At 72.2% G+C, this 25,238-nt stretch carries 15 protein-coding genes; 12 read left to right on the top strand and 3 right to left on the bottom strand.

Annotation, left to right across the window (positions count from 1 at the left end; all coding sequences use genetic code 11):
* Positions 1-38 precede the first annotated feature (38 nt).
* The 5 genes from ACWD4O_RS26205 to ACWD4O_RS26185 all read left to right on the top strand — a co-directional run bounded on the left by ACWD4O_RS26205 (position 39) and on the right by ACWD4O_RS26185 (position 6,222).
* The gene (locus ACWD4O_RS26205; RefSeq protein ID WP_451283355.1) at positions 39-2,171 is read left to right on the top strand and encodes a hydantoinase/oxoprolinase family protein; all 2,133 of its coding nucleotides are present in this window, start codon (positions 39-41) and stop codon (positions 2,169-2,171) included.
* A complete protein-coding gene (locus ACWD4O_RS26200; protein ID WP_451283353.1) occupies positions 2,168-2,764 on the top strand; it encodes a hypothetical protein in 597 nt (198 codons plus the stop codon). Before ACWD4O_RS26205 ends, ACWD4O_RS26200 begins: the two co-directional genes overlap by 4 nt.
* A gap of 2 nt (positions 2,765-2,766) precedes the next feature.
* Positions 2,767-4,065: a transporter gene (locus tag ACWD4O_RS26195; RefSeq protein ID WP_451283352.1), complete on the top strand. Its 1,299-nt coding sequence runs from the start codon at positions 2,767-2,769 to the stop codon at positions 4,063-4,065.
* Between the two features lie 78 nt (positions 4,066-4,143).
* Positions 4,144-5,145: a hypothetical protein gene (locus tag ACWD4O_RS26190; protein ID WP_451283350.1), complete on the top strand. Its 1,002-nt coding sequence runs from the start codon at positions 4,144-4,146 to the stop codon at positions 5,143-5,145.
* Positions 5,146-5,376: 231 nt separating this feature from the next.
* On the top strand, positions 5,377-6,222 hold the full coding sequence (locus ACWD4O_RS26185) for a hypothetical protein (protein WP_451283348.1): 846 nt from the start codon (positions 5,377-5,379) through the stop codon (positions 6,220-6,222).
* 161 nt (positions 6,223-6,383) lie between these two features.
* Here the strand turns inward: ACWD4O_RS26185 and ACWD4O_RS26180 are convergent, their stop codons facing one another.
* Complete coding sequence (locus tag ACWD4O_RS26180; protein ID WP_451283347.1) at positions 6,384-7,706, bottom strand: DUF5933 domain-containing protein; 1,323 nt, start codon at positions 7,704-7,706, stop codon at positions 6,384-6,386.
* A gap of 373 nt (positions 7,707-8,079) precedes the next feature.
* Complete coding sequence (locus tag ACWD4O_RS26175) at positions 8,080-11,508, bottom strand: CHAT domain-containing protein (RefSeq protein ID WP_451283345.1); 3,429 nt, start codon at positions 11,506-11,508, stop codon at positions 8,080-8,082.
* Between the two features lie 100 nt (positions 11,509-11,608).
* On the opposite strand from ACWD4O_RS26175, the gene ACWD4O_RS26170 reads away from it, so the two are divergent.
* Complete coding sequence (locus ACWD4O_RS26170) at positions 11,609-12,166, top strand: hypothetical protein (protein ID WP_451283344.1); 558 nt, start codon at positions 11,609-11,611, stop codon at positions 12,164-12,166.
* Between the two features lie 222 nt (positions 12,167-12,388).
* Here the strand turns inward: ACWD4O_RS26170 and ACWD4O_RS26165 are convergent, their stop codons facing one another.
* Positions 12,389-12,982, bottom strand: a complete 594-nt coding sequence (locus tag ACWD4O_RS26165) for a TetR/AcrR family transcriptional regulator (RefSeq protein WP_451283342.1) — start codon at positions 12,980-12,982, stop codon at positions 12,389-12,391.
* A gap of 137 nt (positions 12,983-13,119) precedes the next feature.
* Between ACWD4O_RS26165 and ACWD4O_RS26160 the strand changes: the two genes are divergently transcribed.
* The 6 genes from ACWD4O_RS26160 (at position 13,120) to ACWD4O_RS26135 (ending at position 25,238) form a co-directional block, all read left to right on the top strand.
* Positions 13,120-14,157, top strand: coding sequence for a patatin-like phospholipase family protein (locus tag ACWD4O_RS26160; RefSeq protein WP_451283340.1), 1,038 nt, complete (start codon positions 13,120-13,122; stop codon positions 14,155-14,157).
* 1 nt (position 14,158) lies between these two features.
* A complete protein-coding gene (locus ACWD4O_RS26155; protein ID WP_451283338.1) occupies positions 14,159-15,790 on the top strand; it encodes an NAD(P)-binding domain-containing protein in 1,632 nt (543 codons plus the stop codon).
* 124 nt (positions 15,791-15,914) lie between these two features.
* Entirely contained in the window at positions 15,915-21,473 is a 5,559-nt protein-coding gene (locus ACWD4O_RS26150) for a glutamate synthase-related protein (RefSeq protein ID WP_451283336.1), read from the top strand.
* A 5-nt stretch (positions 21,474-21,478) separates the two neighbouring features.
* Complete coding sequence (locus ACWD4O_RS26145) at positions 21,479-23,224, top strand: diflavin oxidoreductase (protein WP_451283609.1); 1,746 nt, start codon at positions 21,479-21,481, stop codon at positions 23,222-23,224.
* Positions 23,225-23,226: 2 nt separating this feature from the next.
* A complete protein-coding gene (locus ACWD4O_RS26140; protein ID WP_451283334.1) occupies positions 23,227-24,135 on the top strand; it encodes a hypothetical protein in 909 nt (302 codons plus the stop codon).
* Between the two features lie 143 nt (positions 24,136-24,278).
* The gene (locus tag ACWD4O_RS26135; RefSeq protein WP_451283332.1) at positions 24,279-25,238 is read left to right on the top strand and encodes a D-alanyl-D-alanine carboxypeptidase family protein; all 960 of its coding nucleotides are present in this window, start codon (positions 24,279-24,281) and stop codon (positions 25,236-25,238) included.

Below are 25,238 nucleotides of genomic sequence, written 5' to 3'. Positions count from 1 at the left end.
GGTACGGACGTACGGACGGTACAAGGAGGTGCCCTGACATGAACACATCCCGCATACGCGTCGGCATCGACGTGGGCGGAACCTTCACCGACGCCGTGGCCGTGGACGCCACGACCCTCGAACTCCTGGGGCAGGTCAAGGTCCCCACCAGCCATCACCACGAGGACGGCGTCGCACACGGCATCGTCGAGGCGCTCGACCGGCTCCTGGAGCAGACCGGCTGCGCCCCGACCGACGTCGCCTTCCTCGCGCACGGCACCACCCAGGCCACCAACGCCCTCCTGGAGGGCGACGTGGCGACCGTCGGACTGATCGGCATCGGCACCGGCCCCTCGGCGGTGTTCACCCGCCGCCTCGCCTCGTTCGGCAAGCTCGAACTCGCCCCCGGCAAGAGGCTTCCGCTGGTGTACGCGCATGTCGCCGACCCCGACGACACGGCGGCCGTCCGCCACGCCGTCGAGCGGCTCAAGGAGGACAGCGCTCAAGTCCTCGTCGCCAGCCAGCCGTTCAGCGTCGACCGGCCCGAGGGCGAGCAGGCGGTGTTGGACGCGGCACGGCCGTACGGGCTGCCGATGACCGCCGCGCACGAGATCACCTCGCTGTACGGGCTGCACAAGCGCACCCGCACCGCCGTGGTCAACGCGGCGATCCTGCCGCGCATGCTGGCCACCGCCGACCTCGTCGACGCCTCCATCACCAAGGCGGGCGTGACCGCGCCCCTGATGGTGATGCGCTGCGACGGCGGGGTGATGTCCCTCGACGAGATGCGCCGCCGACCGCTCCTGACGGTGCTGTCGGGACCGGCCGCCGGAGTCGCGGGCGCGCTGCTGCAGGAGCGGGTGAGCGAGGGCGTGTTCCTGGAGACCGGGGGCACGTCGACCGACATCAGCGTCGTACGGCGCGGCAAGGTCGCCGTCCGGCACGCCACCGTCCTCGGTAAGACCTCGTATCTGAACGCCCTCGACGTGCGCACGGTCGGCGTCGGCGGCGGGTCCATGGTGCGGATCGCAGACGGTCGCATCACCGGCGTCGGACCGCGCAGCGCCCATATCGCGGGGCTGCCGTACGCCTGCTTCGCCTCGCCCACCGAACTGCGCGACGCGCGCGTCGCCACCGTCCGGCCCATGGCCGGCGACCCCGCCGACTACGCCGTGCTCGACGCGGCGGGCGGGCGGTTCGCCGTCACCCTGACCTGTGCCGCCAACGCCCTCGGCCGGGTCCCCGAGGGCGACTTCGCCCACTGTGACCCGGAGACCGCGCGCGCCGCGATCGCCCCGCTGGCCGCCGCGCTCGGCACCGACGTGGCGACGGCGGCCACGCGGATCCTCGACGCGGGCGTCGCCCAGGTGAAGTCGGTGGTGGACGCGATGATCCGCGACTACCGCCTCGACAAGGACACGGCCATCCTCGTCGGCGGGGGCGGCGGGGCCGCGTCCGTCACCCCGCACCTCGCCCTCGGCAGTGGCATGGAGGGGCGGATCGCCCGGCACAACGAGGTGATCAGCCCCATCGGCGTCGCCCTCGCGCTCGTCCGGGAGCAGGTCGAGCGGATCGTGCCGGGCGGCGCTTCGCAGGAGCAGATCCTGGCCGTCCGTGCCGAGGCGGAGCGGGCGGTCATCGCCCAGGGGGCCGCCGCCGAGGGCGTCGAGGTCGAGGTCACCGTCGACCCGCAGACCCACACCGTGCGCGCGGTCGCCACCGGGGCCACCGAACTGCGCACCCAGGACCGGGCCCATCGCGCCGACGACACCGAGCGGCTGCGTGCCGCGGCGGCCAGTCTCAAGGCCGACCCGGCCGCCGTCCACATCCTGGCGGGCACCGCCGCCCACACCGTCTACGGGACGGAGACGCACCGCCGGCTGCGGCCGACCCGCCACGCCGTACGGATCGTCGACATGGACGGCGTCGTACGCCACCACGCCGCCGACGCCCACGTGGAGACCACCACCGTGGCCGGCGCACCCGAGGTGCTCGCCCGGCTGGTGGGCGAGTCGACGTCGTACGGCGACGGCGGGGTGCGCGCTCCCGCCCTGCGGCTGCTGCTCGGCTCCCGGATCGCCGACCTGTCCGGCGTCCTCGATCCGCAGCCGCTGCTCGCGCTGGCCCAGAGCGAGCTGCGGGCGCGCGCGGCCGCCGAGCCGGTGGTCGCGGTCCTGGAGGTGCGGTCATGACGGCCACCGAACTCACCGAACTCACCGCCGTGGACGACATCGAATGGGGCGTCCGGCTGCTGGCCGCCACACCCACCCACGAGGGGCGCGACCCCGAGCTGCTCCGCCAATGGGCGCGTAGAGCCGATGAGTTCGGGTCCCGACTGGCCCTCGCCCCCGTGCCCTCCTCCACCGCGCGCGTGGTCGAGCGGGGCGATGGTCTGGAGCGGATGCTGCTCGCCCGCTACACATCACGGCCCCCGACCGTAGAGCTGTACACCGACACGCTCGCCCTCGCCGAGGAGCTGGTCGACGCGCGGGGCTGGCGCGACTGGTATCCGCCGGGCTCGGTGCGGGCCGCCGCGCTCGCCCACGAGGCCGTGCACGCGCATCTGCACCACGGCCCGGCGAAGGCCGCGCTGAAGCAGGCGCTCGGCCACACCGTGCTGCGGCTCGGCCGCCATCGCGTGGCCGGTCATGTCGCCGGTGCAGAAGAGGTCGCCGCCCACGCGTACGCCCGAACCGTCTGCGGGCTCGGGCGCAGCCCCCTGCTCCTCACCGCCGCGCTGCGCACGGCGCTCACCCGGCCCGGAAGACAGAGAAGAGAGAACTGACCATGGGCGTCGTCATCCTCCTCGTCATGGCCGCCGGCGTCGGCCTGATGCTCACCCGCAGACTGCCCACCGCCTTTGCGCTGGTGCTGCTCGCCGTCGTCATCGCCTTCCTCGCCGGGGCGCCGCTCACCGGCAAGAACAGCGTGCTGGACACCGTTCTCCAGGAGGGCGCGCCGACCCTGGCCGCCACCATGATCGCGATCGTCCTGGGCTCCTGGCTGGGCAGACTCCTCGACGAGACCGGGATCGCGGGCACGCTCGTCCGCAAGATCGTGGAGTTCGGCGGTGACCGCCCGACCGTCGTCGCCCTCGGCGTCCTCGCCGTGTCCGCGCTCGTCGGTACGGTGACCGGCTCGGCGCCCGCCGCCATGCTCGCCGGGATCATCGGCATCCCCGCGATGATCGCCGTCGGCGTGCCCAAGGTGACGGCCGCGGGCACGGTGCTGATGGGCATCGCCGTGGGCATCCCCTTCGAGCTGCCGCTGTGGCAGTTCTTCTCCACCGCGCTGGAGCTGCCGGTCCCGACCGTGCGCGGCTTCATGGTGAAGCTGTTCCCGTTCGCGCTGGTCGCGGCCCTCGCGTTCGTCCTGGTCGAGACACGTCGGCGGGGCACGGAGCACGCCTGGTCGCTCAAGTCCGTCGACTCCCCCGACTCCTCAGGTGCGAAGCCTCGTTCACGGCGCCAGGAGCTGGGCGACGCGCCCTGGTACGCGCTGCTCGCCCCCGCCGTCCCGCTCGTTCTCGCCCTGGGCCTCGAACTCGCCATCATCCCTTCCCTGTTGGCGGGCGTGCTGTACGCGCTGGTCACGACCACCCGGCCCGGCGAGATGAACACGCGGCTGCTGCGCACGCTCTACGGCGGTTTCGAGGTGGCGGCCCCGCCGCTCGTCCTGTTCATCGCCATCGGCGTCCTGCTCGCGGCCGTGAAGCTGCCGGGCGCCGTGGAGGCACTCGAACCGCTGGTCAAGGCCGTGAGTCCGCAGAACCCGGTGCTGTTCGTCCTGGTCTTCACGCTGCTCGTCCCGCTGTGCCTCTACCGCGGTCCGCTCAACGTGTTCGGGCTCGGCGCGGGCATCGCCGGCGTCCTCATCGCCGCCGGCATCTACCCCGCGGTCGCCGTCCTGGGCATGGCCACCTCGTACAACCAGGTCTTCGGCGTCGCCGACCCCACCAGCACCCAGACCGTGTGGAGCGCCCAGTACGCGGGCGTCACTCCGCAACAGGTGATGGTGCGGACGCTGCCGTACGTCTGGGCGGTCGCCCTCGGAGGCCTGTGCGTCACCGCCGCCACCTACCTCTGAGCCCTTCTGCCATTACTGCCGCTGCTGCCGTTCCTGCCGTTCCCGCCGTTTCTGCCGTTCCTGCGATCGGAGCCCCCCATGCACGACCACCACCTCAACCGGCGTCTCCTCCTGCGCGCCGGCGCCGCCACCGGAGCCGCTCTCGCCGTCGGGACGGCCCTGGGCGCCCAGCCCGTCGCCGCAGCGCCCGGCGGATTCCCCGACTACACCTACAGGCGCACTCTTCTGACCGCGTCCCAGCTGAAGTACAACCCCACCGGCGAGATCATCTTCCCGTGCATCCGGGGCGTCTACGACAAGCTGAGCTCCCCGCTCGGCCGCTACTACCTGTACTACGCGCCGCACGACCCGCCCGGCGGGATCTGTCTGGCGTACGGGGACTCGCTGGAGGGGCCGTTCACGGAGTACCCGGCGAACCCGATCGTCTCCAACAACTGGGCGGGGCACTACTCCGTCAGCCATGTCTCGTCGCCCCACGTGCTGTGGAACGCGGACGTCAAGGAGTTCTGGCTGTACTTCCACGGCGAGAACCACACGACCCGCCTCGCCCGTTCGGCCGACGGGATCCACTTCACGTACGACAAGGTCGTGCTGTCGAAGTCCATGCTCCCGGCCGGCACCACGGAGACGTCGTACGCCCGGGTCTTCCGCCACGACCTGCCCGCGCGCGGCGCCCGCTACGTGATGCTCTTCATGCTGAACAACACCACCGACCACCGTGACATCCACTGGGGTTGGTCCGCCGACGGCCGCACCTGGACCTACGACCAGCAGGCGCTGATCCGGCACACCGACGTCGACGCGGTCAACGTCGGCGGTCCGCACCTTCTCCACCGCAACGACAGCACGTACGTCGTCTACAACAAGGACAAGTCGAGCGGCGGCGACATCATGATCACCGAGGTCGGCAACGACTTCGCCAAGCGCACCCACCTCGGCGTCTTCTACAACTCCCGCAGCACGGCTCCGGAGTACGGGCGTGCCGCGGCGCCGTCCTTCGGCACGGACGGCGGCGTCCCGTACATGATCTACGAAGCGGGAGAGCGGCTCTCGGGAGCCATCGCCGTGGCCCGGGGCTGACCAAGCCGTGTTGCCGTGTTGCCGTGTTGCCGTGTCACGACTGTGCCACGGCGGTGTCCTGAAGGGCCAACGGCGTTGTCCTGAAGGGCCGACGGCCGTGACCTCAGGGCGCTGCGGCCCCTCATACCCAGTGTCCTACTCAGAATGTCTTGCTCGAAGCAAGATCAGGAATCCGGCGGAATCGCCGCCGGCGCCCCTGCTACCCCCACCCCTCGGAAGGAACCACCCCTGATGAACCGCCACCTGCGCAAGGCCGTTTTCGCCACCGTTGCGATCACTGCCGGGCTGCTGATGACGGCGTGCCAGAACGGCACTGACGCCGACTCGTCCGGCAAGAGCGGAACGGGCGCCACGGCGGACGCGGAGAACGCGTCGAACTCCAAGAACTCGAAGGGTGTCAGCGGGACGTTCAAGGACGGCAAGGTCACCTACCTCGCCTCGGGCAAGTACATCGTGACCGTGACGGGCAAGGACGCCCAGCAGTTCCTGGTGGCCGAGGACACCGAGGTCTACGGCGTCGGCACCATATGCGGCGTGTCCGGGTCCAAGGTGGACGCGCCGTGCACGCTGGACGAGTTGGAGACGGCCGTCAAGAAGGGCGCCGTGAACGCCGACGTGGAGATGAAGGACGGCGTCGCCACCCTGGTGACCGAGCGGCGTGCCGCACAGCAGGACACCGGCTCCGGGTCGACGTCCGGGTCCGCCGAATCGCCGTCCACGTCCTCCGGCTCGTCCTCCGGCTCCGGCAGCGGCTCCTCCGACTCCCGCGAGACCGTCGTCGAGGGCGTCAACGGGGGCAAGGGCGTCAACGGAACCTGGTTCGGCAACGTCTCCTACGTGGCGCCGGGCAAGTACACGGTCTCCGACTCGAAGGGCACCGAGCAGCAGTTCCTCGTCTCCGAGGACACCAAGATCCTGGGCTACGACGACATCTGCGACGCCATCAACACCGGCCCGGGCGGCGAGGGCAGCGCCGAGTGCACCGAGGCACAGCTGGAGAAGGCCGCCAAGACGGGCTTCAGCGCGGAGGTCGTGATCAGCAACGGCATCGCGACCACCATCCGCGACGACAACTGAGCCACACCGCACACAGAGCCGGTGGACGGCCCCAGCACCTTGCTGCGGGCCGCCCCTGGCCGTACCCCGGCCGACGCTGTCGGCCCGGGCCTCCAGGGCGTCACGTAGTCGTTGTTTCAGTGACCCGCGTCACAGTGAACGGGGCGGAGCCGCAACCCGATTCAGATCAGTTCGTGTTGCGGTTCCGGCTGTCGCGTCGGGGTGGTCTGCGGTTCCGGCCGGGCGAGTGCGGTGGTCCGGACGTAGCCGTAGATCACCGAGGTCATCGCCAGGATGAGGAGCGGTCCGGACAGCCACGGATGCTCGGCCATCGGCAGCGGCAGGAAGCGGTAGGACACCAGGAGCGCGGTGAAGACCGTCGTGCCGTAGACGACCAGCCGGATCCCGGATCGGTCCCAGCCGCGGTCGAGCGAGCGCAGCGCCGCCTCGATCGTGAGCGTGAACACCACGCCGGCCACGAGGTCCACGCCGTAGTGGTAGCCGAATCCCAGGGTTGCGCAGAGCGTGGCGATCAACCAGAACGTGCCGGCGAAGCGCAGCGTCCTCGGGCCCTTCCGGGAGTGGATGTAGATCGCGACGGCCCATGCCGTGTGCAGGCTGGGCATGCAGTTGCGTGGGGTGATCTTGTCGAACGGCATGCCGTGCGGGGCGGTGATCGGCGGCGGCGTTCCCGGCCACAGATCGGCCACCGCCCACTGCGCGGTGGAGTGCGTCTCCGACCACAGGCTGACCGCCGCCCAGTGCTCGGTGCCGTCGCCGTAGGCGAAGATCGGTCCGACCACCGGGAAGATCATGTAGATGGCCGGCCCGAGCATGCCGATCGCCAGGAAGCTGCGCACCAGATGATGGCCCGGGAAGCGGCCCTCGGCCCCCACGTTGCGCAGTTGACAGAGCGCGACCAGGACCGCGGCCACCGCGAGGTTGCCGTAGACGAAGTCGAGGAAATTGAAGCCGATCGGGCCGGTGGCCGTGACGATCCGGCCCATCACCCACGAGGGGTTGCCCAGCGCGTGATCGGCGGTCGCCACGTACTGGTCGAGCACCACCGGGCGGGTCGTCGAGGTGATGAGCAGCCAGGTGTCTCCGGCCTTGCGGCCGGCCACCAGCAGCAGAGCCAGTCCGACGCCCTTCAGCAGCAGCACACGTTCATGGCCGCGGCGGCGCGTGACCGCGATGACCGCGTAGCCCAGAATCACCCACAACGCGCCGGTGCCGAAGGGGTGGCCTTCGGTCACCTTGGCGTCGACCGCCCAACGGACCAGCCAGACGACGGCGTCGATGCCGATCGCGACACCGGTCGCGATGAACCGTTGCCGCCAGGTGAGCACCACCAGCATCAACGCCATGCTGGCGTAGAGCAGAGCACCCGACTTGGGGGGGAATATCGCCTCGCGCACCTGGCAGGTGATCGGCCCCGGCAGGCCGTAGCGATGTGCGGCGGACTCCAGCGCTATGAGGAATCCGAGGACCGCGACACCCGCCACGGCCCAGAGTCTCGCCCGTGGCCGACGCCACACGGAGGACGCCGTTCTCCAGGCTATTCGCGCCGTTCGCGAAGACGCCTTCGGTGTTATACGTATCAATTTCGGCCGCTTTGTTAGATTCTGGTGGTTTCGGGGTGGGTTTCGTTCGTCACCCTCCAGCCGGGGCCGCTCTCTCCGGCAGGAAGAGCAGTCCGTCGAAGCAAGACGGAAAGTCGGCTGTCCGGGTTCCGGCGTGGTTCCGGTCTCGTTCCGGAGCCGTTCCGGAGCCGTTTCCGGCCTCGTTCCCGCCCGTTCTTCGACCCGCGAGCGAAGCACAGCGAATCTGCGCAGGTCAATAGCCGTGTACACCCCTGCCGTGGCCGTCGGCAGCAGGTCACGGACCCATGTGGATGTGCGCGGCCCAGAGGGTCGGGAAACCGGGGTAGCGGTCTCGGATCAGTCCGATCGCGGTATGCACGGCGACGCCGGTGCGGGCGGCGTCGAAGCCGTCCGCGGCGAGCTGCGCGTAGACGCGCTCGGCGATCTCGACGGCGATGGTGTCGTTGATCTGCCACAGCGTGCCGACGACCTGCGGAAATCCGGCGAGCTGGAACGCGGTGACGACGTGGAGGGCCTCGTCGGCCAGGTCGCGTCCGGTCACGGCGGTGGCGCAGGCGGACAGATAGGCGAACTCGGATCGCTCGAGCCGCAGCCGGGAGATCTCCCGCACGTCGAGCGGGTGGGCGGCATGGTCGTGGACCAGCAGGTGACTTCGGTGCGGGTCGTCGGGATCCACCCCGGCGTGGCAGGCGAAATGCGCCCAGGGGTGGGCGGCCAGGCGGGACAGCACGGCCTCGCGGGTCGCCTCCTCCCCGACCAGGCCCTCCAGCGCGGGAAAGATCCGGGCCAGGTGCTGGTACTCGGTGCGGGCGCCCGGCAGGTCGCGTGCGCCCGGCGTGTGCGGCATGGCGACCGCCAGTACGCGCGGCGGACCGGATTCCCCGGACGGCGTCGTACGCCGGGTGTGCTGGGCGCGGGCATGGGACAGCGCCCGCACGGTGGGCGTGTACGAGGACACGACGCTGTCCATGACCGTCTCCCGCCGCCCGTCCGCGGAGGGCGCCTGAAGATGGCGGCCGGCGGCGTGCAGCGGGAAGTGCGCCAGCGGGCCGCAGGGGATCCACCACATGCGACGCGTGCCGGTCCGGCCCACGGGGTGGGTGAGACCGAGCAGGTCCAGGACCGGTTCCGCCACGTCGTCCCAGAGCCAGGGCAACGTGTCCTCCGCCATGACCCGTTCGGCCTCGATGCGTGCGTCGCGCGAGCTGCCGCTGCGCGCCAGAAGGCGGCGCATGTCATGGAGGCGGTCGTGGACGTCGTCGTGGTCGACGTTCGGCAGTTCGCACACCTGGATGCCGTCGGCGGCGGTCAGCACGAGCGCGTCGCACCGGTACCGGCTGACGTTGACCATGACGATGGGGCCGCTGTGGGCTTCGGCGGCGAGCTGCGCGGCCTGCGGGGGCAGCAGGAAGCGCTCGAGACCGGGCAGTGTCCGGATCCGGGCGACCAGATCCTCCAGCTCCTGTGCCAGCCTGCGGCGGAGATCCGGGTCGGCCGCGCCTCCGGAGCCCTCGGCGGCGCCGATCAGGTCGGAGCCGTCGGTGGTCGAGCCGTCGGTGGTCGAGCCGTCGGTGGTCGAGCCGTCCGTCGTGGAACCCTCGGTGGTGGAGTCGTCCAGGCGGGCGCACAGGTGATCGAACCGGTCGGCCAGGTCCGGGGCGCGCTCACGCAGTTCGGTGAGATCCGTTCGGGACTCCAGGGCCTGCGCCAGCAGCACACCGCGTCCCATTTCGAGCACCTCGACCGCCCGGTCCGGCAGTCCGGCGGCAAGCGCGCAGGCGGCCGCGTCGCTCGCCAGACGGGAGTACTCGGTCATCCATCGCGTCGCATCGGAGCGCAGGAGGCCACGAGCCGCGAGGCGGGGCAGCAGTGCCACGCCGAGGGCGAATCCGCGCGCCGCCTGCGCGGGCCGGCCGATCGCCATCGCGAGCTCGCCCCATTCCCGGGCGGCGGACAGCCGGACCGCGGTCGGGGCGCCGGCCCGGGACGCCGCCGTCTCCAGGAGGCCGAGCGCCTCCTCGGCATGCCGCCCGTCGTCGGCCTGCCGCCCGTCCTCCGCGCTCACAAGCGGCCGGCGCCCACCGCGGATGCCCGGCGACAGCGACAACGACAACGACAGCGCCAGATTCAGTTCGCAGTGCGCCCGGAAGTGATGGTCCTCGGCGGTCCCGTCGACGGCGGTGCGGCCCACCGCGATCGCCTCCTCCAACGAGGCCGGGTCCCCCGACTGCTCGAAGTGCAGCCGCAGGGAGTTGCCGAGGTTCGCCAGCACGGCGGCCCGGTCACGGCCGCCCGCGCGGGAGGCGAGCTCCGCCATCTCGCGCTCCAACGCGATGGCGTGCCGCAGACTGCCGAGGTCCTCCGCCCGGCGGGCACTGGCCTTCAGTACGACGGCGAGGTTCGCCAGATACATCCATCGATTCGGATGGTCCTCGGGCGTCGCCTCCACCGCTTCGTCGCCCAGCACGATCGCGCGGTCGAGGGCCCGCACGTCTCCCGTCCGGTTGAAGCGCTGGTTCAGCATGCGCAGGAGGGTCGACCGGTAGCGCGGTCCGTCGGGGTGCCCGGCGGGCAGCAGGTCGACGACGGCGCTCGCGGCCTCGATGCCCTCGTCGAGCGCGGCCATGTCCCCGGTGCGGTCGGAGAGCGTGTTGAGCAGGTCGCCGAGGTTGTTCAGGGCCGTCTGCCGGATCGGCGTACCGCGTGGCGCAGCCCCGACCGCGCCGCGCGACATGGCGATCGCCTCGGCCAGGACCGACTGGTCCCCGGTGCGCGCGAACTGGTGGCTCAGCAGGAGGGCGGCGTTCACGAGCACCACCGACCTGGCCTGGTCCGAGTCCGGTAAGGCCTCCAGCGCGGTGGTGCTCAGCCGCAGGGCCTCATCCAGCAGGGCGGCGTCGTCCGAGCGCTCGTACAGCATCCGCAGGGAGTCGGCCAGCCCGCCCAGGGGCACGTACCGCTTCTCGTCCACCGGCGACATCGCACGGACCCCCGCCCGACCGACGTCGACCGCCTTCCGCAGATGTCGGACATCGCCGGTGCGCTGGAACAGCGCGCGGAGGGATTCGGCCAGGTTGTGCAGGCACATCGTCCGGTCCGTGCTCCCGACGGCGGACCGCTCCACCGCACCACGGGCGACCGCGACGGCCTGCTGGATGTCGGCGAGCTCCCCCGTGTGCTCGTACAGGCGCTGCCAGGCCGTTCCCAGGGTCCTCAGCCGGCCGACGAGCAAGGCGGAATCGTCGGCGGTGCCGGCCGCGGCATCGGCCACGGCATCGGCCACGGCGTTGCGCGCGGCGTGGATCGTCAGCCGCGCGGCGTGCGCGTCGGCGCCGCCGTCGAGGTGCGACGCCAGCACCTGGAGCAGGTTCTCCCACGTCGCCTCGCCGTCCGGGTTCAAGGGCGGCCCGGGCGGTCGCGGCACCGGCTCGGGCAAGGGCAGATCGGGCTTCAGCAGGCTCACGAGGACGAGCAGCGCGGTGGCCGTCCGCACCTCGGGCAGGGCGCGTGCGTCGGCGAGCGCCAGCCCCCGCCGCCAGTGCAGCGTCCCGACGAGGTGGCAGGTCTCCACGATGTCCTGGGTGCGGGTCGTACCGGCGAAGAGCTCCACCGCCTCGGTCAGGGCGGCAGGGTCGAGCAGGCCGTACGGACCGGCCGCACCGTCGAGTCTGGACCGGACAGCCGTCGCCCACCGCTTCCGCACGCGCCCCCCAACGCCTGTCGCGCGCACCCGACTTCACGGTGCGCGCCCCTCAACATCAAGTTCTCCTGTGCACGATACGCCGAACGCATAGCGTGACCGCATGACAGATCTGGTCGAGACCCTGTCCGAGGTCATTCTGCGCGCGAGCGAGGAACTGCTGCGGAAGACCGGTACCTGCCCCCGGCCCCAGGTCCACATCCTGGCCGAGGACATGGACCAGCCCTACATCGGCTTCATCACCTGTCGGCTCTTCTACCGCGGCGCGGACGCGGCGTCCGCAGTCGCGGACCTGGGGCTGTTCCCCTCGGTGCTCATGGCGACCCGGCTCCTCGTGGCGTGGGAGGACTGCGACCTGCGCACGGCGCTGGAGCTCCCGGGCGAGCCCTTCGCGAACGGCCTGGTCGTCCTCGACGCCGGCTTCGACGGCCACACGCTGAACTGGTACCCCTTCGACGTCGAGGTCGGGGAGGTGAGCGAGCACGGCATACCGCTGGTCATCCCGCACTGGGGCACTCCTGCCCGGGTCGAGGATGTGCAGCTCCTGCCGCCGATCGCCGCACTGCTCGAAACCTGGCGGGAGTTCCGCAGCGAGGACATCCAGGAGACGGCGATCAGGCTCCAAGAGGCGGGATACGAGTTCAACATGATCCAGCGCTGAGCCGAGCGGCCCGGGTAGGCGGAAGGGGTGCGCGGCCGGCGCTGACAGGTCACCTCTTGGCCATCGACTGGGCCCGACCGTCGGTTGGGTCCCGGCTCTCACACCGGGCCGCCCCCGGACAGATTCGGGGATGCAGCTGCTTTACAGAGCTGGACACCTCGGAAGCCGACCGCGCACCTGCGACCCTAACCGGGGGCACTGACAACGCACCGAGAGGCGAACCTAGTCGGGCAGGCGCAGGATGAGCCGGAGGGTGTCGGTCAGTACGGCGGTGGGGATGGTCGGGTCGGCGATCCGCTGGACGCCGAGTCCGATGCCGAGACCGAGCAGGGTCCGCGCGGCCTGGTCGGCGGGCATGGCCGGCGTGACGCCCAACTCCTGGGCCAGCGCGTCGAGGAGCTGGGCGAGCATCTCGTGGATCATGGCGGCGCGGGCCGCGATCTCCCGCCGGAGCTCGTCGTCGTGCCGGGCGCCGGCGAGGAACTCGACCTCCAGCGTGGTCCAGGCCTCGTCCCCGATGTGCTCCTCGCCCCATGCGGCGAAGTTCGCCAGGCGATCGTCGATCCGGGCGCCGCGCATGACGGAATCCGTGAGCAGCGTCAGCTGGTCGGCCCGGATGTCGTCGAGGACCACCAGGCACAGATGGTCCTTGCTGCGGAAGTTGGAGTAGACGGCGCCCTTGGAGTAGCCGGCCGCCTCCGCGACGTCGCTGAGCGAAGTGGCGCTGTAGCCGTCGCGGAGGAACAACTGCCGCGCGGTGGCGACGAGCCGCTCGCGCGTGCGTTCCTGACTCTCGGCGCGGCTGAGGCGGGCCATGTCTCGCTCCCTCTCCCGAGCTCCTGAAGCTCTCGGATCCTAACTCCGGCTCGGACTGTCCACTCGTATCTGTCCAGCGCATTCGGATACCGCTAGTATCCCGATCTCGTCGGTATCCCGAATGGGCGGAGAACGCAGTGACCGCAACACCGGGCAAGCGAACGACCCCTCCCACGTCCCCTTCCACGCCCCCCTCCACGCCCCCCTCCACGCCCCCTTCCACGACCCCTTCCCGCGGACTGGCTCTCGGCTGTGGAGGAACCCTCGGCGCCGCCTGGACCATCGGCGCCCTGCACTCGCTCCAGCAGGCCCTGCAATGGGACCCGCGCGAGGCCGAGGTCCTGGTGGGCACCTCCGCCGGGGCCGAGGTGGCGGCGATGCTCGGCGGCGGCATCGGCGTGGCGGATCTGCTGGCCGCGCAACTGGCCGGCCAGGACGCCCGGCCCGAGCTGGTCCGGCACTTCGCGGCTGCGCCCCGGGCGATCCCGCCGAGGCCCGCGGCGTTCCCCGGATCTCCGGGGCTGGCGCGCCGCGCGCTGCGCCGCGGCGTTCCCGTGCCGGCCGGGCTGTCCGGCATGCTGCCGCAGGGGCGGGGCGACAACCGCCGGATGGCGGTCCTCGCGGACTTCCTGGCGCCCGCCGGACAGTGGGTCCGGCATCCGGCGACCTGGCTGGTGGCCACCGACTTCGACACGGGCCGGCGCACGGTCTTCGGGCACCCCGGCACCCGGCCGGTCGCCCTGCGGGACGCGCTTCGCGCATCCTGGGCGGTGCCGGGTTGGTTCCCCCCGGTGCGCATCGACGGCCGGCGGTACGCGGACGGCGGCATCCTCTCCACCGCCTCCGCCGACCTCCTGGCGGGCGGCGGGCTCGACGAGGTGTACGTCATCGCGCCGATGAGCTCGCGCACGCCCGGACCGCGCCGCGGACTCGGACGGGCGGAAGCGCTGCTGCGGCGCGTCATGACCCGCACACTCGACGCGGAGTGCGCGGCCCTGCGGGCGACGGGCGTCCGGGTCGTCCGGATCGAGCCCGCCGCCGCCGACCTGGAGGTGATGGGCGGCAACTTCATGGACCCCCGGCGCCGTCTGACCGTGCTGGAGACGTCCCTGCGCACCACACGCGCCCTCGTCCGCGATGCCGTGCACACCGCCGACGCCCGGACAGGAGCCTGAGATGCCACACCCCGAGAGCCCCGAGAGCCCGCAGAACCCGGAGAACCCGGAGAACCCGGAGATCCCCGAGAGCCCGGAGAGCCCGGCCGGAACCGTCATCCGCGAGACCCGTCACGTCGAAGCGCTGATCATCGGCAGCGGCCTGTCCGGCATCGGAGCGGCGATCAAGCTGCGCGAGGCCGGTGTGCGCGACCTCGTCCTCGTCGAGAAGGCGGACGACCTGGGCGGCACCTGGCGGGACAACACCTACCCGGGCTGCGCCTGCGACGTCCCCTCCGCGCTGTACTCCTACTCCTTCGCGCCCAATCCGGAGTGGACGCGTGCCTTCGCCGGCCAGCCCGAGATCCGCGCCTACCTCCGCGACACGGCCGCCGCGTACGGCATCACCCCGCTCGTCCGGTTCGGCGTCGAAGTCATCCGGGCGCAGTGGAACCCGCGCGAAGCGCGCTGGCACGTCGAGACCACGCGCGACCGCTACACGGCCCGCTTCCTGATCGCGGCGGCCGGGCCCTGGCACGAGCCGCTGCTTCCCGACATACCTGGTCTGGACGATTTCCCCGGCGAGGTCTTCCACTCCTCGCGCTGGCGCCATGACCACGAGCTCGCCGGCGCACGCGTCGCCGTCATCGGCAGCGGCGCCTCGGCCGTGCAGTTCGTCCCGGCCATCCAGCCGCGGGTCGGCCGGCTGCACCTGTTCCAGCGCACCGCCCAATGGGTGCTGCCCAAGCCCGACCACCGGGTGCCGAGCGCCGAACGATGGCTGCTGCGGCACGTTCCGGGCGCTCAGCGGGCGCTGCGGAACGCGGAGTACGCGGCGCTGGAGGCCCTCGGCGTCGGCTTCCGCCGCCCGGCTCTGCTGCGGGCCGTGCAGAAGGTGGGCACCCTCCACCTCAGGGCCACCGTCAAGGACCCGCGGCTGCGGCGGGCGCTGACCCCCGACTACACCCTGGGCTGCAAACGGCTCCTGCTCTCCAACACCTACTATCCGGCCCTGACCCGGCCCAATGTCAGCGTGCACGCCACCGCGGTCGAGGCCGTCGACGGCAGCCGTGTCATCGGGGCCGACGGCAGCGGCGCGGAGGTCGACACGATCATCCTGGGCACCGGTTTCAACATCCTCGACATGCCCATCGGCCGGCGCGTGTTCGACACGGACGGGGCCAACCTCGACGACCACTGGAAGGGCAGCCCGGACGCCTACCTCGGCACCACGGTCAGCGGCTTCCCCAATGCGTTCGTCCTGCTCGGGCCGCACCTCGGCACCGGGCACTCCTCGGCGTACATGGTCCTGGAGGCGCAGCTGGACTACCTGGCGGGCGCGGTGCGCCACTTCCGCTCGGCGGGCTGGGCCGCCATGGACGTACGGCCCGAGGTGCAGGCGGCCTTCAACGCCGAGGTCCAGCAGGCGCTGCCGTCCACCGTCTACAACGCGGGCGGCTGCTCCAGCTACTACCTCGACGGCAACGGCCGCAACAGCTTCAGCTGGCCGTGGTCGACGGGGCGGATGCGGCGACGGCTGGCGCACTTCGACGCCGAGGCCTATGCCGTAACGTCGTATACCGACTCGTATGCCGAGTCGTATGCCGAGTCGCGTATCGATGGGCAATACACACTTGCCAGAGAAGTTAGGTAACCCTTACCGTACGCATTCGCACCACTCAGGGCCTCGGCCGGGACACCGGCCGATCCGCCCACGGCGAGCGCTTCACCGACGCAGCCTGGCCGTCCGCCCCCAGCACCGCTCACAGGACGGGCCCGTGAATCACTCCCCCTTCGGTCTGTACGACCCTGCCCGCGACCACAGCGCCTGCGGCGTCGGCTTCATCACCCGCCTCGACGGGACGCCGAGCCACGACGTCATCCGCCGGGGCGACGAGGCGCTCCGCGCCATCCCGCACCGGGGCGGCAAGTCCGCCGAGGGGGTCGGCGACGGCGCGGGCGTCAGCGTCGACCTGTCCGTGGAGTTCTTCGGCGCGCTCACCGGTCAGGAACTGCTCGCCGGGCACTTCGGCGTCGCCAACTGTTTCGTGCCGACCGACGCCGGACGCCGCCGCGCCGACGCCGTCGAGCTCGTCGGGCGGTCCCTCGCCGCGCAGGGCTTCGAGGTTCTCCTCGTCCGTGAGGTGCCGGTCGACCACTCCGTGGCCCGGCCCGCCGCCGAGGCCTACCAGCTGCCCATCGTGCAGTGGGTGTTCCGGGCCCCGGCAGGGTGGCGGCGCGATGAGGTCGACTCGGCGGCCAACCGCGCCCTGCTCGCCGTCGAGGCCGTCGCCTACGCCGACGACCGGGACCGGTACGCCGGGCTGTACGTGCTGTCGCTGAGCGCGCGCACGCAGGTGCTCAAAGGGCGGCTCAACTCCGGTGAGGTCATCGGATTCTTCCGGGATCTCCGCGACCCCCGGCACTCCGTGCGGTCGCTGTACTTCCACACCCGGTTCTCCACGAACACCGAACCGCATCCGACCATGGCGCAGCCGTTCCGGCTCATGGCGCACAACGGCGAGCTGAACACCGACCGCAAGAACCGGCTGAGCGACGAGGCCCTCGCGCGGGCCCGCACCCGGAGCATCGTGCGGCCGCCCGGGCAGTCCGACTCCAGCCGGCTCGACCAGACCCTCCAGAGCCGGGTCTTCGACGACGGTCTGGACCTCGTCGAGGCCGTCGTCTCGCTCATGCCGCCCGCCTGGGAGAACGACCGCACCCTGCCCGACGCCGTCCGGGACATGCTCGAGTACTTCTCCCTCTACGAGGAGAAGAACGACGGCCCGGCAGCCGTCATCTTCAGCGACGGGGACGTCATCGGCGCCCGCCTCGACCGGCTCGGCCTGCGCCCGCTGCGCACCGTCGAGACCGCCGAGTACCTGATGGTGGCGTCGGAGGCCGGTCAGGTCGCGTTCCCCGACGAGGACGTCGTGCACCGGGGGCGGATCGAGGCCGGCGGCATGCTCGTCGTCGACCACCGCACCGGGCGGCGGATGCGGACCCGCGAGGTGCTCGACGCCCTCGCCGCGCGCCGCCCCTACAGCGAGCTGCTCGACGCGGCCCGGGTGAACCTCGACGACCTGCCCGCTCCCGACTACTACCGCGGCACCACGACGCTCGGGTACGACGGCGACCTGACCCTCGCCGGCCGGTACGTGGCGTACTCGCTGAACCAGGAGAGCTTCCGGTTCATGCTCGACCCGATGCTCGCCGACGGGTCGGAACGCATCTCGGCGATGGGCTACGGCAACGCCATCAACGCGCTCAGCGACACCGAGGGCGGCATGGCCAAGTACTTCTCGCAGCGCTTCGCCCAGGTCACGAACCCGCCGCTGGACAGCATCCGCGAGGCCGACGGCATGAGCATGCGGGTCGCGCTCGGCCCCAAGCCGGACGGCACCGGGAGCGCGGGCGGGCGGCAGCTCGTCGTCTCCTCGCCGGTGCTCGGGCACCTCGACATGGTCCGGCTGCGCGACCAGCGGATCGTGCCGCTGGAGCGGTTCGACATGCTCTACGACCCGGTGGCCGGGGACGAGACCGCCAACGCCGACTCGCTGCGCGCCGCGCTCCACCGGCTCTGCGACGACGTCGAGCGGTTCGCCGGCGAAGGGGGCGGCATCGCGGTCCTCACCGACCGGGCCATCTCGTCGACGCGCGCGCCGCTGCCGGTGATCCTCGCCGTCGCGGCGGTGAACCAGCGCCTCATCGAGACCGGGCTGCGGCTGCGCGCCTCGCTCGTGGCGGAGAGCGGTCAGCTGCTGTCGTCGCACCATGTGGCGACCGCGCTCGGCTTCGGCGCCTCGGCCGTCTACAGCCTGAGCGCGCGGCTGCGCGCCGAGGAGAGGTACCCGAGCGCGCCCGCCCCCGCGGGCGAGGTCACCGACACCGACCGGGCGCTGGCGAAGTTCCGCAAGGCGGCCGAGAAGTCGCTGGCCAAGACCATGGGCCGGGTCGGGCTGTGCACCGCCGAGAGCTACATCGGCGGCGCGTTCTTCGAACCGAACTACCTCGACACCCGCGACGACGTGTTCGCGCGGGCCTTCCCGCACATGGACGCCCCCGTCGGCGGCGTCGGGTTCGCCCGTATCGCGCAGGCCACGACCGACTGGCACGAGCGGGCCCGCAGTGTGGAGACGGAACAACAGATCCCGCTGCTCGGGCTGTTCAAGGAGCGGTCGGACGGGGCCGGGCACTCGTTCGGCGTCAACGCCGTGCGCGGGTTCGGCGGCATGACCGAGGAGCGGCCGGAGTTCGGCCGGCAGCGCGACGGCGACCCGGACGCGCTGCGGCTGCTCACACTCGGGCAGCTCGACGACGCGTTCGGCATCACCGACGCCGCGTACCGCAACACCGGCTACGACGCTCTCAGCGACGCCGAGATCGACGCGTTCCGGATCACCCCCGGGTACCGCGCCTTCCTGCGGACGACCCACGAGGAGCGGTCCCGCCGGCCGTCCGCGCTGCGTGACGTGCTGGCGCTGCCCGCGGACGTCACGGGGCTGCGCACCCCGGCGGACTTCGCCCGCGAGCTCGGCCGGTTCTCCACGACCGGGAACGCGAGCGTGACGGTCCGCGGAGTGGTCGCGTCCGTCGAGGACGGGGCCGTCAAGGACGGATCCGCCGAGGACGGGGCCGTCCGGCTGCGGCTCACCTCCCCCGGACCCGACGGCGCCGAGCGGCACGCCGCGCTCGCCGCCGGGCTCGCGCTCGCGCACCCCGGCGAGGTCGAGACCCTCCGGGCGGACGTCGACGGCGTCACCGTCGCCGCCACCGGCACCGCCGCGCGCCTGCTCGCGCTCCTCGACGACGCCCCCGGCAGCGTCCCGCTCGACGCCGTGCAGCCCGCGCACGAGATCACCCGTGCGCTCGCCTCCGGCGCGATGAGCCACGGCGCGCTCGTGGCGACCGCGCACGAGGCCGTCGCGCACGGCACGAACATGGTCGGCGGTCTGTCGAACAGCGGGGAGGGCGGCGAGCACCACTCCCGGTACGGCACGATCCGCGGCTCGCGCATCAAGCAGTTCGCGTCCGGCAGGTTCGGCATCTGGGCGGGCTATCTCGCCGACCCGATGCTCCAGGAACTGGAGATCAAGATCGGGCAGGGCGCGAAGCCCGGCGAGGGCGGTCAGCTGCCCGCGCCCAAGGTCACCGTCGACATCGCGGCCGCCCGCGGCGGCACCCCGGGCATCGAGCTGATCTCCCCGCCCCCGCACCACGACACATACTCGATCGAGGACCTCGCCCAGCTCATCCACGACTGCAAGGCCGCGCGGGTGCGGGTGATCGTGAAGCTGGTGTCCTCGGAGGGCATCGGCACCATCGCGGTCGGCGTGGCCAAGGCGGGCGCGGACGTGATCAACGTCGCCGGGAACACCGGCGGCACCGGCGCGGCGGCCGTCACCAGCCTCAAGTACGCGGGACGGTCCGCGGAGATCGGCGTCGCCGAGGTGCACCAGGCGCTCGTCGCGAACGGGCTGCGGCAGAAGGTCGTCCTGCGCTGCTCGGGCGCGCACCAGACCGGCGGCGACGTCGTCACCTCGGCGCTGCTGGGCGGCGACAGCTTCGAGTTCGGGACGACCGCGCTCATGATGCTCGGCTGCGTCATGGCGAAGAACTGCAACGTGAAGTGTCCCGCCGGGCTCACCACGAACCCCGAGGCCTTCGAGGGCGATCCGCGCGCGCTGGCGCAGTACCTGCTCAACATCGCGCACGACGTCCGGCAGATCCTCGCCCGCCTCGGCCTGCGCTCCCTGCGCGAGGCCCGGGGCCGCACGGACCTGCTCCAGCTCCTCGACCACCCGGCGAGCGTCGGGCGCCTCGACGTCCGCCGGCTGCTCGCGCGCGTGCCCGAGAAGGTCGTCGCCGACCCGGAGTACCTGGAGAAGGACTTCACCACCGACGACGCCCTCGTCGAGCGGGTCCGGGCCGCGCTCGTCGACCGGCGCGAGCCGGCCCTGCTGGTCGAGGGCATCCACCTCGGCAACAGCGACAAGTCGGTGGGCGGGCAGCTCTCCATCGACGTCGAGCGCCTCCTCAACCACCAGCTCGAGGACGCCGACGTCACGACCGTCACCACCGACGACCGCGGCCGTCGCCGGCTCGTCGACGACGCCGTCCGGATCCGCACCACCGGGTCCGCCGGGCAGTCGTACGGCGTGTTCTGCAACGACGGCATCACGCTCGAGCACACCGGCACCGCGAACGACGGCGTCGGCAAGAGCCAGAGCGGCGGGCGGATCGTCGTCCGCGCCCCGGGCGGCGGCAGCGCGCAGCGCGGCGGCAACGTGCTCGTCGGGAACTTCGCGCTGTTCGGCGCGACCGGCGGCCGGACGTTCGTGCAGGGCGAGGCCGGTGACCGGTTCGCCGTGCGCAACTCCGGCGCGACCGCGGTCGTCGAGGGCGTCGGCGACTTCGGCTGCGAGTACATGACCGGCGGCACCGTGCTCAACCTCGGCGGCTTCGGCAAGGGCCTCGGCAACGGCATGAGCGGCGGTTTCCTGTACCAGTACGACCCGTCGGGCGAGCTGGGCGGCCGGGTCAGCGCCGACTCGCTGCTCGTGTTCCCGGTGACCGACACCGCGCACGGCGCCTTCCACGAGGAGGCCGTGCGGCTGCTGCTGGAGTGGCATGTGGAGGCCACCGGCTCGCCGCTCGCGGCCCGGCTGCTGGAGAACTGGGAGAGCGAGCGGGAGCACGTGTACTGCGGAATGCCCCGGGCGCTGCTCCTCTACCAGGACTCCACGGAGATCCTGGCCGCGGCGACCCGCGGCGAACTCCTCGACGAGCTGGCGACCTCGATCGCGACGGACAAGCTGCGCGCGTTCAAGGTCGACTACCGCGACCGCCGTACCGTGCTCGACGGCCGGGCCCCGGCCTTCGGCGACCAGGGCAGCGACGACATGTTCTCGCTGCTGTCCTCGTACACGGTGCTCGGCGTCGCCCAGGACCTCGCGCTGAAGCGGGTGCCCGGGGCGAGCGGCCCGGACGATCCGCGGGTGGCCGAGGCCGTCCGCAACCTCGTCCTCACCGAGGACTTCTTCGTCAAGCAGCGGGTCGTGAAGTATCTGCGCGGCACGCTGGAGCGGTTCGACGACGGCGAGTTGGCGACCCTCATCGCGATCAAGCGCCTCGACGACTACAAGCGGGCGCTGAAGCAGCGCAACAACCTCAGCGTGGACGCCCCCGGCACCTACGGCTGGATCGTCCACCAGACCACGAAGAACGCCGGCCGCGTCCGCGCCGCCCGGTTCGACGAGCTGCTCGCGAACGCGGCGCTGGAGGACATCGCCTCCCGTCTCGCCCCGCAGGCCCCGACCGAGACGGTGACCGCGTGACCCTCATGCCCCCGACCTCGCCCCCGACCGGGTCCCTCATCCCGGCCGACGCACCCTTCTCCGCCGCGCAGGAGGCCTGGCTCGCCGGGTTCCTCGCCGGCATCGCGGCCGCCGGACGCCGGGACACCGCGGCGGGCGACGCGCCCGCCGCGACGATCGACGTCCTGTTCGGCACCCAGACCGGGAACGCCGAGCTCCTCGCCGGCGAGGTCGTCGCCGGGGCCCGCGCACGCGGCCTCGGCGGGAACGTCACCGCGCTCGACGACGTCACGCCCGAACGGCTCGCCGCGATGACCCATGTGCTCGTCGTCGTCTCGACGTACGGCGAGGGCGAACTGCCCGACAACGCCGGGCTGTTCTGGGCGGCGCTCCAGTCCGACACGGCACCGCGCCTGGAGGGCCTGCGCTATGCGGTCCTCGGGCTCGGCGACCGCGGCTACGACGACTTCTGCCAGGCCGCGAAGCTCATCGACACCCGGCTGGAGCAGCTGGGGGCGAGCCGGTCGCACGACCGCGTGGACTGCGACGTCGACTTCGAGGAGCCGGCGGCGGAGTGGACGGCGGCCGTCCTGGACCTGCTGGCCGCCGAGACCGGAGCGAAGGGCCCGGGCACGGGTACGGGTACAGGTACGGGCGCAGGCACGGCCCCGGGCGCGGTCGCCCCGGCCCGCTCCCCCTGGAACAAGCGCACCCCGTACCGTTCCCGGCTCGCGGTGAACCGGCTGCTGTCCGCGCCGGGCAGCGCGAAGGAGATCCGCCACTACGAGTTCGACCTCGGCGACAGCGGCATCGCGTACCGGGCGGGGGACGCGCTGGCCGTCGTCCCGGTGAACGACGACGCGCTCGTCGACGCGCTGCTGGCACACCTGGGCGCGAGCGGCGCCGAGGAACGCGGGGAACTCGCCGGACGGGAGATCCGCACCCCGTCGAAGGAGCTGATCGCGGAGCTGGCCGAGCGGGCGCCGGCGAGCGAGCTGGCCGCGATCGTCGCGCACGGCGACCGGTCCGACCTGGACTCGTGGCTCTGGGGCCGCGATGTGCTGGACCTGCTGCGGGACGCCGGTTCCGCCGCCCCCGACCTGACCGGACTGCTGCCCCTGCTGCGGCCGTTGCAGGCCCGGCAGTACTCGATCTCGTCGAGCCCCCTGGCCCACCCGGACCGCATCCACCTCACGGTCGCCTCCGTGCGGTACGGCCGGTACGAGGGCGTCGCGTCGACCTACCTCGCGGACCGGGTCGGCGCGGACGCGGCCGTCGGCGTCTACCTCCACCCCAACGCCTCCTTCGGCGTCCCGGCGGACGACGACGCCCCGATGGTCATGATCGGCCCCGGCACGGGCATCGCGCCGTTCCGCGGCTTCCTGCACGAGCGCGCCGCGCGGGGCGCCGCCGGCCGCAACTGGCTGTTCTACGGCGATCAGCACCGCGCCACGGACTTCGTGTACGAGGACGAGCTGACCGAGCTGCGACAGCAGGGCGTGCTCACCGAACTGGACCTCGCGTTCTCCCGCGACCAGGCCGAGAAGGTGTACGTGCAGACCCGGATGCGGGAGCGGTCGCGGGAGTTGTACGGGTGGCTGGAGGACGGCGCGCACGTCTACGTCTGCGGCGACGCCTCCCGGATGGCGAAGGACGTCGAGGCGGCGCTGCTGGGCGTCATCGCCGAGCAGCGCGGACGCGGGGGCGACGACGCCGCCGAGTACCTCGCGGACCTGCGCCGGGCCAAGCGCTACGTACGGGACGTGTACTGAGCATGGCGGACGACCATCCCGAGCGGCACTGCGCGTTCGAGGGCTGCTGCGGCAGGCGGAACGGCACCGCGCGGCTGATCGACGCGCGGATGCCGGAACTCGCGCGCTGTCTGACGCTCTTCCAGTACGTCCAGGCGGTCACCGGCGGGCCGGTCGCCCGGATCGACCAGGCCGGCAGTTATGCGGTCCCGAGCCTGCGCGGCGACGCGTTCGCCGTCCGGCCGGGCTCGATCGCGCTGCGCATGGACGCCGACGGCGTCACGTCCGCCGTGGTCGCGCGGGACGAGGACACGGGGTCCGTCGCCCTCCACCTGCTCGACGCGGTGGGCCGGACCGTGCACCAGGGGCGGCTGCTGTCCGAGGGGGACCGGCTGCTGACCGGCCTGGTCGGCACGATCGACGCCGGGTCACCGGCCGCCCGGTCCGCGCCTCCCGAGGTGCCGCCCTGGCAGCACGGCGACCAACTCGCCCAGCTGGACGCGGTCCTGGCGGACGGCGGGACCGCCCGGCGCGCGGCGTTCGAGGAGTACGGCGGCGAGCACCGGCCGATCGACGTCGGCGTCCTTCCCGCCGTGCTCGACCACGTCTGCTCCGTCGGGCTCCCCATCGGTGTCGCGGTGTTCGCCCCGGCGGCCATGCAGGCCTGCAACGGCCGCGTCCATGTCACCGACCGGACCGTCGGCGGGCGGGTGTTCGCGGCGATCGAGAACAGTTCGGTGGAGATCGACCTCGCGGGGGTCGGGGCCTGCCATCTGGTCCGGTCCACGGCGGCGCACGGGCCGACGTCGGCGCTCGAACTGGACGACGAGGACGGTCGGTGCGTCGCGGTGATCACACAGTTCGGGATGGTGGGTGAGCAGGTCCACGAGGCATGGGAACAGTTGACGGCCTCCCTGCCGGACCGGCCCTAGCCCGTCGGTCGGCTGCCTAACTTGTGCCGCAGCAGGCGGTGTTGGACGGCCGTTGCCCCTGTCGGAGCAAGGGACATCTGTGCGATTCTCGTTCGTCCGCCGGTGTACGGAACCGGTGCCGGGAACGGGAAGTCGGGCACGGCATGCAGAAGAGTTCAGGCGCCGCCCATGGCGGCGCGGCCAGTCGACGGCGATTTCTCGGGCTGGTCACGGCCGGGGCGGCCGCCGTCGGCGCGGCCACGGTCGGCCGGGCCGCCCTCGCCTCGGAACCGACCGTGCCGCCACGGACGTTCCTCTCGCAGGCGGACATCGACCGCCGCAAGCTGGTCGTCGCGAGGATCCTGGACACCGCCGACCCGGCGGCCGTCGCCGCCTGGATCACCGGCACCGGGTCCGCTCCCGAAGGCGTCAAGCCGGAGATGGACGCCCAGGTCGGAGCCCTGGCCGACGCCGCGGCGGCCGGCCTGGACGCCGACCGCGACACGGTCCTCGTCTCCTGGGTGCGCAGCGCGGCGACGCAGCGCACGATATGGGACCGCAAGTACGAGTTCCTGCGCACCGGTTCGGGCGGCGCCGGCACCTTCGGCGTCATCACCGACGAGGTGCGCGCCGCGTACCCCGCCCAGCTGGGCTCGGACCCACAGTGGGACCCGGACCAGGACTCCCACCGCTCGGTGTGGGAGTCCCTGACCTCCGAGGGCCGCCAGATCGAGATCCTGCGCACCTCGACGGCGCCCGGCGTCTCGCGCCACCACCTGGGCTCCGACGCGGACTTCTTCGACACGACGCCCCAGGACTGGGCGGACGACGGCCCGGAGGCCGCGAACCACCGGTGGCTGCGGGCGAACGCGGCCCGCCACGGCTTCCTCCAGACGTACACGGCGGAGTCGGCCGCGACCGCGCCGGCGATCGGCGAGGAACGCTGGCACTGGTCGTACGCCCCGGTCTCGGAGGCGGTCCTGGACTTCGTCCGCGCGAACGAGGACGTCATCGCCGCCTCGCTCGACGAACAGTGGAGCTACGACCCGGCGCGGTTCACGTACATCAAGGCCAACTGGCGCAACTACATGTTCCATGTGAACGAGACGGCGTACTTCGGCTGA

The organism is Streptomyces sp. NPDC002623 (assembly GCF_053592635.1).
This window is presented reverse-complemented; position numbering and strand designations above follow the sequence as displayed.

Bases quoted from the DNA above. Each gene is read 5' to 3' on its own strand.
- ACWD4O_RS26135 (WP_451283332.1), top strand. From the start codon at position 24,279: ATGCAGAAGAGTTCAGGCGCCGCCCATGGCGGCGCGGCCAGTCGACGG.
- ACWD4O_RS26195 (WP_451283352.1), top strand. From the start codon at position 2,767: ATGGGCGTCGTCATCCTCCTCGTCATGGCCGCCGGCGTCGGCCTGATG.
- ACWD4O_RS26145 (WP_451283609.1), top strand. From the start codon at position 21,479: ATGCCCCCGACCTCGCCCCCGACCGGGTCCCTCATCCCGGCCGACGCA.
- ACWD4O_RS26205 (WP_451283355.1), top strand. From the start codon at position 39: ATGAACACATCCCGCATACGCGTCGGCATCGACGTGGGCGGAACCTTC.
- ACWD4O_RS26200 (WP_451283353.1), top strand. From the start codon at position 2,168: ATGACGGCCACCGAACTCACCGAACTCACCGCCGTGGACGACATCGAA.
- ACWD4O_RS26170 (WP_451283344.1), top strand. From the start codon at position 11,609: ATGACAGATCTGGTCGAGACCCTGTCCGAGGTCATTCTGCGCGCGAGC.
- ACWD4O_RS26155 (WP_451283338.1), top strand. From the start codon at position 14,159: ATGCCACACCCCGAGAGCCCCGAGAGCCCGCAGAACCCGGAGAACCCG.
- ACWD4O_RS26185 (WP_451283348.1), top strand. From the start codon at position 5,377: ATGAACCGCCACCTGCGCAAGGCCGTTTTCGCCACCGTTGCGATCACT.
- ACWD4O_RS26165 (WP_451283342.1), bottom strand. From the start codon at position 12,982: ATGGCCCGCCTCAGCCGCGCCGAGAGTCAGGAACGCACGCGCGAGCGG.
- ACWD4O_RS26190 (WP_451283350.1), top strand. From the start codon at position 4,144: ATGCACGACCACCACCTCAACCGGCGTCTCCTCCTGCGCGCCGGCGCC.
- ACWD4O_RS26140 (WP_451283334.1), top strand. From the start codon at position 23,227: ATGGCGGACGACCATCCCGAGCGGCACTGCGCGTTCGAGGGCTGCTGC.